General features: G+C 45.1%; 11 protein-coding genes and 1 tRNA gene. 9 read left to right on the top strand and 3 right to left on the bottom strand.

Annotated elements, in window-relative coordinates:
* Positions 1-77, top strand: a tRNA-Val gene (locus ACQEXU_RS13875).
* Between the two features lie 122 nt (positions 78-199).
* Here the strand turns inward: ACQEXU_RS13875 and ACQEXU_RS13870 are convergent.
* Positions 200-427, bottom strand: coding sequence for a hypothetical protein (locus ACQEXU_RS13870; RefSeq protein ID WP_367989022.1), 228 nt, complete (start codon positions 425-427; stop codon positions 200-202).
* 384 nt (positions 428-811) lie between these two features.
* Between ACQEXU_RS13870 and cspE the strand changes: the two genes are divergently transcribed.
* Together cspE and ACQEXU_RS13860 are read left to right on the top strand one after the other, a co-directional pair.
* Complete coding sequence (gene cspE / locus ACQEXU_RS13865; RefSeq protein WP_367989023.1) at positions 812-1,024, top strand: transcription antiterminator/RNA stability regulator CspE; 213 nt, start codon at positions 812-814, stop codon at positions 1,022-1,024.
* A 353-nt stretch (positions 1,025-1,377) separates the two neighbouring features.
* Complete coding sequence (locus tag ACQEXU_RS13860) at positions 1,378-1,581, top strand: hypothetical protein (RefSeq protein ID WP_367989024.1); 204 nt, start codon at positions 1,378-1,380, stop codon at positions 1,579-1,581.
* A 76-nt stretch (positions 1,582-1,657) separates the two neighbouring features.
* Here the strand turns inward: ACQEXU_RS13860 and ACQEXU_RS13855 are convergent, their stop codons facing one another.
* Together ACQEXU_RS13855 and ACQEXU_RS13850 are read right to left on the bottom strand one after the other, a co-directional pair.
* Complete coding sequence (locus tag ACQEXU_RS13855; RefSeq protein WP_367989025.1) at positions 1,658-2,353, bottom strand: VC0807 family protein; 696 nt, start codon at positions 2,351-2,353, stop codon at positions 1,658-1,660.
* A 187-nt stretch (positions 2,354-2,540) separates the two neighbouring features.
* Positions 2,541-3,431, bottom strand: coding sequence for a LysR family transcriptional regulator (locus ACQEXU_RS13850; protein ID WP_367989026.1), 891 nt, complete (start codon positions 3,429-3,431; stop codon positions 2,541-2,543).
* 155 nt (positions 3,432-3,586) lie between these two features.
* Between ACQEXU_RS13850 and ACQEXU_RS13845 the strand changes: the two genes are divergently transcribed.
* From ACQEXU_RS13845 to ACQEXU_RS13820, 6 genes are all read left to right on the top strand, one after another.
* The gene (locus tag ACQEXU_RS13845; protein WP_427011265.1) at positions 3,587-3,985 is read left to right on the top strand and encodes a RidA family protein; all 399 of its coding nucleotides are present in this window, start codon (positions 3,587-3,589) and stop codon (positions 3,983-3,985) included.
* Between the two features lie 97 nt (positions 3,986-4,082).
* Positions 4,083-5,543, top strand: a complete 1,461-nt coding sequence (locus ACQEXU_RS13840) for an aldehyde dehydrogenase family protein (RefSeq protein ID WP_427011264.1) — start codon at positions 4,083-4,085, stop codon at positions 5,541-5,543.
* A 67-nt stretch (positions 5,544-5,610) separates the two neighbouring features.
* A complete protein-coding gene (locus tag ACQEXU_RS13835) occupies positions 5,611-6,597 on the top strand; it encodes a membrane dipeptidase (protein ID WP_427011263.1) in 987 nt (328 codons plus the stop codon).
* Positions 6,598-6,747: 150 nt separating this feature from the next.
* Positions 6,748-8,316 (top strand): BCCT family transporter, encoded by a 1,569-nt coding sequence (locus ACQEXU_RS13830; protein ID WP_427011266.1) that lies wholly within the window; start codon positions 6,748-6,750, stop codon positions 8,314-8,316.
* A gap of 97 nt (positions 8,317-8,413) precedes the next feature.
* The gene (locus tag ACQEXU_RS13825; protein ID WP_427011262.1) at positions 8,414-10,150 is read left to right on the top strand and encodes a hypothetical protein; all 1,737 of its coding nucleotides are present in this window, start codon (positions 8,414-8,416) and stop codon (positions 10,148-10,150) included.
* Positions 10,147-10,878 carry a DUF3726 domain-containing protein gene (locus ACQEXU_RS13820; RefSeq protein WP_427011261.1) on the top strand — a complete coding sequence of 244 codons (732 nt, stop codon included), beginning with the start codon at positions 10,147-10,149 and terminating at the stop codon, positions 10,876-10,878. The genes ACQEXU_RS13825 and ACQEXU_RS13820 overlap by 4 nt, the downstream gene beginning before the upstream one ends.
* Positions 10,879-10,891 lie beyond the last annotated feature (13 nt).

The following is a 10,891-nucleotide window of genomic DNA, read 5'->3' as shown; positions in this document are numbered from 1 at the left end:
GGGTCCGTAGCTCAGTTGGTTAGAGTACTACCTTGACATGGTAGGGGTCGGCGATTCGAGTTCGCCCGGACCCACCAAATTTCGTTCTTTATGAACAAACGCAAAGCCCGCTTAATAAGCGGGCTTTGTTGTTTTTGTCTATCACAAACTTTGCTAGGGCGTATTCTTGTTCCATTGAGGGGGCTGAATGGTGTTGTGACTAGGTAAGATTGTCATTCACTGTTTTCTTACCGCACTGCTCACATATACTGTGGCGTGAAAAATCGTCCATGGCACTTTCGAATGCACCTACAGCAGCACTTTTAATAAAGCCATTTAAAAAGTCTTGAACTTTGTTTTGCTTCGGCTCCTCACGCACCAGAACCACGATATGTGTGGTCTTGGTTGAGCATTGTGAACAATAGTGCTCTTCTTTCACGCTTAACATAGTTCATCCTTTTGTTTTTTTCGTTTCTTCTAGTATAAGTATGCTAGCAAGGTATTACGTGGTTTTATATCACAAATACATTCGCATGGTGGATGAAGCATGCGTTTGCATATCCCATTTAAATGTCCATACGTAGGCAAAAAAAGAGGGGTAAACGGTTAGTTTTTGTATGAATTTAAAATAAAGTTAGAAATAGCTATCTATTCTTTACACAAGGTGTATAGTAGCTCCAGCTCTAAAAGCCGAGCTATTAATGAAATATTTAGTTCAAGATCTTCACAGTTTTCTTTCGAATCACTTCGTCATATTGTCCTGAGATAACTTTTTCTTCATTCCTGATTTAGTAGCTTCATTTTTTAAATTATCGATGTTTTCGAGGTATATATGTCAAATAAGACAACTGGTTCAGTAAAATGGTTTAACGAAACAAAAGGCTTCGGTTTTATCACACCAGATAACGGTGGTGCTGATGTTTTTGTTCACTTCAGAGCAATTGAATCAGATGGTTTCAAAACGCTGGCTGAAGGCCAAAAAGTAGCATTCAACGTAGAGCAGGGTGGCAAAGGCCCGCAAGCTGCAAACGTTACTGTAGCTTAATTAATTTGAAGAGATCTCATCTCCCTAGTTATGTTGAGATCTCTTTAGTTTCTTATTCCGTACACAGTTATATGATCCGATGAGCCAGTAGGACATTGCAGCATCATAACGATTCTTTCTGACTTCCCATCATTCATAGCTGAACCGCGACGTATTGAGTCGTCCTACATTACTCAGATTAATAGACTTTTTTCTATCGTTTTTTATTTGGCCGAAAAATAAATGTGCGCTTTTGATATTAGCCAGTCAAATGAGTGATCAACGACGGCACCAAAGAGACGAAAGATTGAAAATATTCTGTTAAAGCATGAACAGAATAAGTATTTAGACCTTTGATAGTAAGAGGCGGGATTATGCGTAAACCGGTAAGAAAATCTAATAAAAAAATGCGAAAAAGTGATTTCGAAGAGAAGTTCGCCCAGATGGTTGCTGAACACCAAAAAGCGAATGAAATCCTAGAATCACTGGAAGTAGGCTCTCCTGAATATATCAAACAGAAAAAACAGTGTGATATGTTGTTTGCACGAGCTGAACGTTTTATCAATGCTCAGCGATAGCGTTTAACTCACTAAATTGAGTGAGCTTCTATCTATAAAATTTAAAACAAAGCCCGCAAAAAGCGGGCTTTGTTTTTTATTTCATATGGAAAATTTGTTCTGTCTCAAGAGAGGTCATGGCGCGGATCTGACGCCAAACATAGTAAAAGATACCAAACATCATCAGCATGCTTGGAATAGCGATAATAGGGTAGCTGTACAACGTTAACTTGCCTAACTCCTCATTGAATGCTGGTGTCCCAGCAGGGCTGGTCACAATCCAAGTCGCTAGAAAGTAGTTCATTGCTGAAGAAAACGCGAAAGTACTTGCGAATAGGTAGTTAGACGACATTAGGCAGCGCTCAAACGCTTCAGATTTTCCATTCTCTTTTAAACGCTCAGTGATCAAAGATAGGTTTAGCACGGTGTCGTTTAAGACCATCTTTTGCATCAATGGGTAGCGAGTAAATGTTGAACCTAAAACAGCTAAACCAATTAAGCCAGGGATCAATGCTTCTTTCAGCGCTAACCAGCGGGTATCGAGTTCTAATAAGCCAATACCGCCTGTTAGTAGCACACTAATAAAGCCGAGTGCGGAGATAAAGTTAAATTTCTTATTACGGATAAGATCCATGCCACCGTAAACGATAGGAAAGAGTAAAGCGACGACCAGTGCCATGGCGGTGCCTAGGTGCTCATCTCCACTGAGTTTCATCAAAATGATAGATGGGATAATTACGTTAAAGAGGATCTCGAATAGGGGATTCGACTTTTTTGTGGTCTTGTTGTTCATACTTTTTACTAATTCTACTGTGTAGGCTGTATTTTACTTCGAGTGGAAGTGTTCAATGCTTCGCGTCAGATGTAAAGCTTTAATACGCTGGCTTATGTAACGACTTATGAAATATGTAGGCTACTAAGCGTTTCTGTTTTTGATAACTGGTCTCCTATGAATCTGGAAATTAAATTGGTGAGTATGATTAAGCATTATCGTCATTATAGTTTAAGTATTGTATACACAGGTCGTGAAAGGCCTTAGCCTGTGGGGAAATTGTTCGGTCGGATAAGGTGAAAATACCAATTTGTCGCTCTAAAGGTGGGTCGATGAGTGGAATCCAAACTAAGCGCGTTTCATTCGTTGGGAATGCCAACTTTGGTAACGTAGTCACGCCGATTCCTAGTTCTAGCACTGAGAACAAGGACGTAATGTTTTCGACAGAGTATAAAGCTTGTTCACTTAAGGTGCGTGCTGGAGTAGGGTCGAGTAGGGTGCACGTACCATTTCGGATAAAAGGTTGCTCAAGTAACGTTTGCCATTCCACCCCTTCTGGATGACTCGCGATAGGGTTATCTTTTAAACACACCACGCCAATGGGATCAGAGAGTAAAGGTGTGAACTCAATCCCCCCTTCATCTAGTTGAGAAGCGTTGCCTAGTGCTAAATCTACCTCTCCTGATAACAATCTTGCTTCAACGCCGGCAGCATTATCATCAATTAAACTCACCTCAACGTTTGGGAATTGTTCACAGAATGCGCCTAATACGCTCGGAATGAGCTTGGCGGCAACCGAAGGGACACTTGCGATACGTACGCGGCCCTGTTGCCCGGCTGCTGCTGCTCTTAGGTCGTTATCCAATGCATCGTAAATATTTAGGAACTGCACAATCTTAGGTAAACAGATTTCACCAAATGGCGTGAGCTTGGATTTGTTGCCTGATTCAAATAGGGATTGGCCAAGGATTTTTTCCAGTTCTTTGATTGACGTTGATAGTGCGGCTTGTGAACGGTTTGCTCTATGTGAGGCTGCTCGAAAACCACCTTCCTCGACCACCATCACAAAATTGTTTAATTGTTGCAGTTTGATCTTCATGGAGAAGCCTCTCTAATCCCTTCATTTATCGAGCTTTCATAAAAGTGATAAGTTTTTCTTATCAAATGTAAGAAATTTACCGTTCGATTTATCGCCTGTCAATGTGCAGTATTTAACCAAATTGAAACAAGGTTATTACAAAGGTTAACGAGCACGTGAACAGTTCTACAAAAAAATACCCAGTAAAAACGGCATTATTTGCCTCTAAAGCGCCGCTGGAATGGGCAATCGTCAACAATGGCACTTTATACACCGCGCAAATCCCGATTGATGATACTGGTGCTGTCGTGGAAGGCGGTATCGAAGCGCAAACTCGTCAAACTTTTAATAATTTAATTCACACCCTTGAGTGCGCGGGCGAGTCACTTGACTCGGTTCTACAAGTCCTGATCTACGTGACGGATCGTGAATATCTAAAAACGGTTAACCAAGTCTACGCGGAATATTTCAAAGCGCCTTATCCAAATCGCGCAGCCATGGTTGTTGCAGGACTAGCCCGTGAAGAGATGTTAGTGGAGTTTGTGGTGTACGCATCTGCAAGTCAGCCGGAGTAGAGAATAGCTTAATCGCAGGGCTTTATCGCAGGGCTTTATAAGTGAGATTAATGAACTGGTGCAAATGACCAGACGTCGGAAGAATAAGGATAGAGCAATGACTTTTATTAATAATGTTCAAGCAGAGAGATCTCTTTACATTGCAGGTGAATGGCAATCAGGCGTCAACACGATTGCGAATATTAACCCTTCAGACATCGGTGAAAATTTAGGTGATTTTGCTCAGGCGAGTGAGGGGCAAGTAGAACAAGCGATTCAAGCTGCGAAAGCCGCACAACCAGAGTGGGAAAACACGCCGATTGAACGCAAACAAGCGGTGTTGCAGGCGATTGGTGATGAGCTCATCGCACGCTGCGATGAGCTTGGCACGCTGCTTTCACGTGAAGAAGGTAAGCCATTTGCTGAAGGTCGTGGTGAGATCTACCGCGCAGGTCAATTCTTCCAATACTTTGCAGCTGAAGTGCTGCGCCAAATTGGCGATAACGCGGCTTCTGTCCGTCCAGGCGTCTCCGTTGAGGTAACTCGCGAAGCAGTTGGCGTTATCGCCATTATCTCTCCTTGGAATTTCCCAACTGCTACTGCCGCGTGGAAAATCGCGCCAGCGCTTGCTTTCGGCAATAGCGTCATTTGGAAACCTGCAAACCTAACGCCAGCAAGTGCCGTTGCACTGACAGAGATTATCCATCGTCAAGGCTTACCTGCAGGCACATTCAACCTTGTTCTGGGCAGTGGCTCCCAAGTGGGTAACACGCTTATCAACTCGAAAGACGTAAATGGCGTGAGCTTTACTGGCTCTGTGGATACCGGACGCAAAGTCGCGGCAGCAACAGCACCGAATTTTGTTCGCTGCCAGTTAGAAATGGGCAGCAAAAACGCACTAGTGGTTGCCGATGATGCTGACATTCAAATCGCCGTTGAAGCGACCATTGCAGGATCTTTCTCTGGCGCAGGTCAGAAGTGTACCGCGTCTTCTCGCTTAGTCGTCATGGATGGAATTCACGATGCGTACGTAGAAGCGCTGATTAAACGTATGAGCGAGCTTAAAGTCGGTCACGCTTTAGAAGAAGGCGTTTTCATGGGACCTGTTGTGGATGGAAACCAATTGAATGCCAACTTTGAATGGATTGAGAAAGCACGTCAAAGTGGTGCGGAGCTGGCATTCGGCGGTGAGCGTTTGAATTTAGAACATGACGGCTTCTATATGTCGCCAACCCTTTTCCTCAATACGCAAAACAGTTGGGAAGTGAACCAAGAAGAAGTGTTTGCGCCAATGGCAAGCGTGATTCGAGTTTCTGGCTTGGATGAAGCCATTGCAGTAGCAAACGATACTCGCTTTGGCTTGACGGGCGGCATCATTACACAAAGCCTCCGTAATAGCGCCATCTTCAAACAACAAGCTCAAACTGGTTGTGTCATGGTCAATCTACCAACCGCAGGAACGGATTACCACGTGCCGTTTGGCGGTCGTAAAGAGTCGAGCTTTGGTCCACGCGAGCAAGGTCAATACGCAAAAGAGTTCTACACCGTGGTGAAAACCGCTTATCAACGTCCTTATTAAGTGAAATAGGGCAGCCGAGGATTCCGCTGCCCAACCTTAAAGGCTCATTAACGTTTAAGGAGTGGTTATGTACCAACAACGGATTGTGATTGATGGATTGCAGTACTGCAATTGGGACCGAGAATACTTCCAAACGCTGAAGGCGAGCGGTATTACGGCTGTGCATGCGACGATTGCTTATCATGAAAATGCACGCGAGACCCTAACTCGCTTTGCTGAATGGAACCTGAGATTCGAGCAAAATGCAGACCTGATCATACCTATTTACTCGATGGCTGACGTCGAGAAAGCAAAGGTTGAGGGCAAGGTTGGCGTCTTTTTTGGTGCACAGAACTGCTCTCCAATTGACGATGAAATCGGCTTAATTGAAGTTATGCGTCGCCAAGGTTTGCTGATTATGCAATTGACGTACAACAACCAAAGTTTGCTGGCAACAGGGTGCTATGAGCAGAACGACTCTGGTGTCACGCGTTTTGGTAAACAAGCCATCGAAGAGATGAACCGTGTCGGGATGATCATCGATATGTCCCACAGTGCAGAGCGCTCAACGTTGGAAGCGATTGACCTTTCTTCACGTCCCATTTGTATTAGTCACGCGAACCCAACGTTTGCTCATGATGCTCTGCGCAACAAATCGAACAAGGTCATTAAAGCGCTCACCGAACGTGGCGGCTTGATTGGCTTTAGTCTTTACCCATTCCATCTTCCAAACGGAAGCCAATGCGCGCTAGAAGATTTCTGCCAAATGGTCGCGAAAACTGCCGATCAGTTCGGTGTGGATCATTTAGGCATCGGCAGTGATCTTTGTTTAAACCAACCACAACAAGTGCTTGAGTGGATGCGCAACGGTCGTTGGTCCAAAGCAATGGACTATGGTGAAGGCTCCGCCAGTAATGCGGGGTGGCCTGATGCTTTGCCTTGGTTTAGTGGCAGCAAAGGGATGGAGAACATTTACAACGGCTTAATGCGTCATGGATTCAGTGAATCCGAGGCAGGAAAAATCCTGGGTGAGAACTGGTTTAACTTCCTTAAAGAAGGGCTGGAGGCGAGCTAGGTCGTAACCCGAATAAACATGGAATAGCCCGCTAAAAACACAATAACAAGGTGGGTGTTAAAGTCACTTTTTGTAGCCGTTATGGCAGCTGCAATAAACCTCTGGAGTCAGAGTATGTCTGATCTAACCAATAGCATGAAAGCTTCAACGATGAGCGTGTCATCAAAGAAGCACCAAGCAAAACACAACGACACTTCTGCAACGGAAAATTCACCGGATAAGTTAGGGTTAAGTAATCCGGCACTTTGGTATAGCGGTGGTTTCATCGCCTTATTCGTAGCTATCGCGCTTTACGATGGTGACCTGTTATCAACCCTTGTTAACTCGGGGTTTGCCTGGTCAGTAAAAGTATTTGGTCCATATTGGCAGATACTGCTTCTTCTCACTTTTCTTATTGGTCTTGGTTTGGCGGCAGGGCGAACAGGTAAGGTGATTTTAGGCGGAACCGCAAAGCCAGAAATGAATGGTTTCCGTTGGATGGCAATCATCTTCTGTACGCTTTTAGCTGGCGGCGGCGTATTTTGGGCGGCGGCAGAGCCTATCGCGCACTACGTGAGTCCTCCTCCTTTGTATGGTCCGCAAGACAATCCTCAGCAAGGTGCCATTAACGCGTTGTCACAGTCGTTTATGCACTGGGGTTTTTTAGCGTGGGCAATCGTTGGCAGCTTAACGTCTATCGTGGTCATGCATTTACATTACGATAAAGGGCTGCCGTTAAAACCTCGCATCTTGCTTTATCCAGTGCTGGGTGAGCGAGCGCTAAAAGGCCAAACTGGTGCGTTGATTGATGCATGTTGCATCATTGCGGTAGCCGCGGGAACGATTGGTCCAATTGGCTTCTTAGGGCTGCAGGTTAGCTATGCGTTAAATGCTTTGTTTGATGTCCCTGATGGCTTCACGACACAACTGATCATCATCTTATTCGCTATCGTACTTTATACAATCTCGGCTCTGAGTGGCTTGAACCGCGGGATGCAAATGCTGAGTCGCTATAACGTGATTCTCGCACTTGCGCTGATGGTTTACATCCTGCTGTTTGGCCCAACAGACTTTATTTTTAATGGTTACATTCAGGGCGTGGGTACCATGCTGGATAACTTCATCCCAATGGCAACCTACCGTGGCGATGAAGGCTGGTTAAGTTGGTGGACAGTATTCTTTTGGGGCTGGTTTCTAGGCTACGGGCCAATGATGGCAATCTTTATTGCCCGCATTTCTCGTGGCCGTAGTATTCGACAGATCATTACCACGATCAGCATTGTTGCACCGCTTACAACCTGCTTCTGGTTCACCATTGTCGGTGGCTCAGGTCTCGCGTTTGAAATCGCTAACCCGGGTAGTGTGAGTACCGCATTTGAAGGCTTCAATTTACCCGGAGCACTTCTCGCTGTGACACAACAATTACCGTTACCAATGTTGGTGTCCATTTTATTCCTGATCCTAACCACTATCTTCATCGTTACTACAGGTGACTCGATGACCTACACCATTAGTGTCGTGATCAGTGGCGAGACAGAACCTAATGCCATTATTCGCACCTTCTGGGGTGTAGCGATGGGTGTAACAGCATTAATTCTAATTTCGCTTGGGTCTGGTGGTGTTTCAGCCTTGCAGTCCTTCATTGTGATAACCGCAGTTCCAGTGTCCCTGATCTTGTTACCGTCACTTTGGAATGCGCCGCAAATTGCCATCAAGATGGCCAAAGAACAAGGGCTATAACTGGCTCAAATAACCAATAACGTGGAGCTTGTGCGGGTGAATTTTCCTGCATCCGCACAAGTCTAAATTCTTACAATAAAAATAGGTGGTGAGCAAAATGGATGCACATCGTTCTACTTATACCAAAGCTACACTCCGCAATGCTGCAATTGTAATGGCGCCAGACAGGCTAGGGGCTATGCACCAAAATCGAATCAGCTTTGTGCGAAGCTTGATCCGAAAAATGGCAAACCAAAAGTGGCAAGTAAGCAAACATGAATGGCAGTTGTGTCCACGTGGCTTTGGTTACGTGATATACAAATTAGCGACACCGGAACACATTTACCATCTGGTTGTGTTCTGTGATGAAATTGCCGATGAAGAGCGTAATGACCGAGTGATCGCCGAGAAATGGGACGTAACCTTTGCTTTGGTAAAAGGTGATGTGAACGTCGAACTGCTAGAGCAACTTCGAGTCAATGTTCCTTTGCAGGAAGCTGGGCGTAACCCAAACAAAGTGCTTGTACTTGCTCGTGCGAATAAGAGTGTTCGTGTGTTTGAACATATCGTGAATGCTCTTGCTAAAGGTACGCAACCAGAGCCTGCGGAGCTGGCAGAGGTTGGTTATATCCTAAGAACTACCGCCGTTTATGGCAATGGAAAGTTTGGCATTGCAGATTTTAAGCTGCTAGAAAACAATTCAGATTTCAATCAGTCGTTCAGTGCACAAATGTGCGCGGTGTACATGCTTCGCGAATTCAGCTTGGATTGGGTGCATTATCTGGCTCAGCAACAAGGTGGAGACAGAGCCATTAGACTTCACAAAGGTCTGCAGCGTTACCTTGGTGTTGGTAACGCAACAGGCCTAGGTATGGCACCTTACTTAATCAATCATCCATGCATTGTCGATCAATGGATGACGTCACGTGAACGTGCTGTCGCGAGCGTGTTAGCCATGTCATGTGAAGCGAAGCAAGAGCAAGCATTACAAACGTTACTTGCCAAAGCACAGCGCCATCTAGAGCAAGTTATCACCATTAACGAACATCAAGATCAACTCAATCATCAAGCGATAGAAGACATCCAAGCGCTGAAAATCAATTTGAATGTATTGATCGCGAAACATTCAAACTGGGCGAGCGTAATCGAACAAACCAACTCAATGAGTTTGGAAGCCCAAGAAATCCTAATGTCATGTTTGATCGAACTTTACCCATCTTTGACTGATGAATTTGAAAACCAAATGAACACCAATGAGTCACTTTCCATTCCAGCAGGCAAGCGTGTTCAAGATATTCTACAAACACTAGAAAGCAAATACCGTTGGTCTATCGATGCAGATTACTCGTTACCAGAGAACAACTATTGGTTCTGGTATCGTTCGCAAGATAAAGAAGAGCCAAGGCTCGGTGTTCGTGGAGAAGAAATTGGCGAAGATCGTGAGTTGCCACTCGACATTGGGCGGCAGGTAAATCGTCTTTACCATGCACTCAATAAGTGTCAACCGGGCACCTCGTTGGCTGAGTTCTTACTGCAACATCCGCAATATCGTGCGATCACTCGTCGCGTATGGACGCTTGGCAATCGCGAAATGGGCGATATTCAAATGAATGTGCTACGAGAAGATGCACTGCCAATGCATCTACTTCGTTGTAAGTTGGCCATCTTTGGTGCCACTAAGTTTGATCCGCGATCAGACCGTTGGGTTCGTGTGACTTTCTTCCAAGGCGCTCCGTTGCTGGATGAGATTAACGACCCCAATTACACCGACACTTGGATTTTCCCAACCATGCCGGAGCGCGAGGAAATCGCGCAAAGCGATAATCAAAAAATCGATGGAGGTTATGCACAATGATCGTCTCTCACAATGAACTGGTTGCAGCGGTAAACAAAGCGTTTTTGGGTATGCGTCGTCACTGTGGTGAAGCCGATGTGATCGCCAATATGGTTGCGGATCTGCAAATGGTGGGTTTGCACGGTGTACGTCATTTCAACAATGCTAGTCTGTTTCTCAATTTGGACTCTGACTGCGCAGTAACCATCACTGGCAACACGGATTCGGCTATTGAAGTAGAACTGCATAATGGCAGTATCGCATGTCATTTGCCTGCGGTATTGGATTTTGCATTGGAGAAAATGGTCAATAGTAAATCTGTCACCATCACGCTGAAGCAATGCCACAACCGTTGGTTAGCGTTTAGTGAATTAGTCAGACTCTCGGCCAAAGGAATAGCGTGTCGTGCACAATGGGTAAATGGAACCAGTCCTAAACGTACTTTGTATGTGCTAAACCGTGGCCGTATTGCACCAGAGGTGTTCTTTTCTGATCAACTAAAAAGCCACGACACAGATTTCCACAAAATGACGATTGAACTGTCAGTCAATGATTACGATATTGAAGCGAGTTCTCAGGGTTACGCAATTCACATTGAAGGAGACGAACTGAGCCAAGCGCAAAGAACGTCGTGGCAAGAAGGTATTTTCGTTGAAGATTCTGAGTGGAATGCTTTGAAGCAAACTGCGACTGTATTCCTTGTTGAAAACAGTGAGCGCTCAATCCAAGGGGCAGGCGAGTTGGCTTGATCTCAAAGTACTA

Source organism: Vibrio sp. TRT 21S02 (genome assembly GCF_050113675.1).
Classification (GTDB): domain Bacteria; phylum Pseudomonadota; class Gammaproteobacteria; order Enterobacterales; family Vibrionaceae; genus Vibrio.
This window is presented reverse-complemented; position numbering and strand designations above follow the sequence as displayed.

Bases quoted from the DNA above. Each gene is read 5' to 3' on its own strand.
- ACQEXU_RS13855 (WP_367989025.1), bottom strand. From the start codon at position 2,353: ATGAACAACAAGACCACAAAAAAGTCGAATCCCCTATTCGAGATCCTC.
- ACQEXU_RS13850 (WP_367989026.1), bottom strand. From the start codon at position 3,431: ATGAAGATCAAACTGCAACAATTAAACAATTTTGTGATGGTGGTCGAG.
- ACQEXU_RS13830 (WP_427011266.1), top strand. From the start codon at position 6,748: ATGAGCGTGTCATCAAAGAAGCACCAAGCAAAACACAACGACACTTCT.
- ACQEXU_RS13860 (WP_367989024.1), top strand. From the start codon at position 1,378: ATGCGTAAACCGGTAAGAAAATCTAATAAAAAAATGCGAAAAAGTGAT.
- ACQEXU_RS13835 (WP_427011263.1), top strand. From the start codon at position 5,611: ATGTACCAACAACGGATTGTGATTGATGGATTGCAGTACTGCAATTGG.
- cspE (WP_367989023.1), top strand. From the start codon at position 812: ATGTCAAATAAGACAACTGGTTCAGTAAAATGGTTTAACGAAACAAAA.
- ACQEXU_RS13870 (WP_367989022.1), bottom strand. From the start codon at position 427: ATGTTAAGCGTGAAAGAAGAGCACTATTGTTCACAATGCTCAACCAAG.
- ACQEXU_RS13820 (WP_427011261.1), top strand. From the start codon at position 10,147: ATGATCGTCTCTCACAATGAACTGGTTGCAGCGGTAAACAAAGCGTTT.
- ACQEXU_RS13840 (WP_427011264.1), top strand. From the start codon at position 4,083: ATGACTTTTATTAATAATGTTCAAGCAGAGAGATCTCTTTACATTGCA.
- ACQEXU_RS13825 (WP_427011262.1), top strand. From the start codon at position 8,414: ATGGATGCACATCGTTCTACTTATACCAAAGCTACACTCCGCAATGCT.